Origin of the sequence: Streptomyces caelestis (assembly GCF_001279005.1) — a bacterium.
Taxonomy (GTDB): Bacteria; Actinomycetota; Actinomycetes; order Streptomycetales; family Streptomycetaceae; genus Streptomyces; species Streptomyces heliomycini.
This window is the reverse complement of record NZ_LGCN01000057.1, coordinates 1-985: the sequence shown is the minus strand read 5'-3', so window position 1 is coordinate 985 and position 985 is coordinate 1. Positions and strand designations below refer to the sequence as shown.

Genomic DNA, 985 nt, shown 5'->3' with positions numbered 1-985 from the left:
AGCGACCTCGGCGAACAACTCCTCACCCCGACGCCACGCCGCACGCAACCCCCGGAACACCGGACCGTAGCCGTAACCACGCTCCCGGAAGACCTCGTACGCGCCCTCCACCGGCACCACCTCGGCACCCACCGGAGGCCACTGCACCAGATCGAACCCCGCCGACACCACACCCTCCACCAGGAACCCGGAGGCATGGGTGGACCAGTCCTGCGAGGCGTCCTCGGAGCGCGAGTAGACGGCGACCGTACGGCGTCCGCCGTTCTCCGGGCCGACCACCACACGTACCTGGACACCGCCCCTTTCGGGCAGCACCAGCGGTGTCGCCAGGGCCAGTTCGTCCAGCGCCGTACAGCCCACGGCCTCGCCCGCCGTCAGGGCGAGTTCCACCAGCACGGCGCCGGGCAGCAGGGTGCGGCCCAGGACGACCGCCTCCACCGACAGCCTGCCCGTCAGCACCACACCACCCGAGTCCGGCAGCGCCACCACCGCACCCAGCAACGGGTGATCGGACGCCTCCAGACCGGCGCCGGCGGAAATCGTGGTGGCGCCGTCCGTGGCGTGCAGCCAGTAGCGCTGCCGCTGGAAGGCGTAGGTCGGCAGGTCGACGGTCCGCGCGCCGGTGCCGGCGAAGTACGCGGCCCAGTCGACGGGAGCACCGTCGCTGTGCAGGCGACCGAGGGCGGTGAGCAGGGCGTCGGCCTCGTTGCGGCCCTTGCGGGCGACCGGCACCAGCAGGACGTCGGTGTCGTCGAGGCAGGTACGGGCCATGCCGGTCAGCACCGCTTCGGGACCGACCTCGACGCAGCGACCCACTCCGGCGGCACGCAGTGCCTGGACTCCGTCGGCGAAGCGCACGGCCTCGCGGACGTGGGTCACCCAGTAGGCGGGGGTGGTGAGTTCACCGGGCGCGGCGATGCGTCCGGTCACGTTGGAGACGACGGGCAGCAGCGGCTCGGCGTAGGACAGTGCCTCGGCGACCGTG

At 72.5% G+C, this 985-nt stretch carries 1 protein-coding gene; it reads right to left on the bottom strand.

Annotation, left to right across the window (positions count from 1 at the left end):
* A partial coding sequence (locus tag ADK41_RS05880) for a polyketide synthase dehydratase domain-containing protein (RefSeq protein ID WP_209438638.1) occupies positions 1-985 on the bottom strand: 985 nt, incomplete at both ends.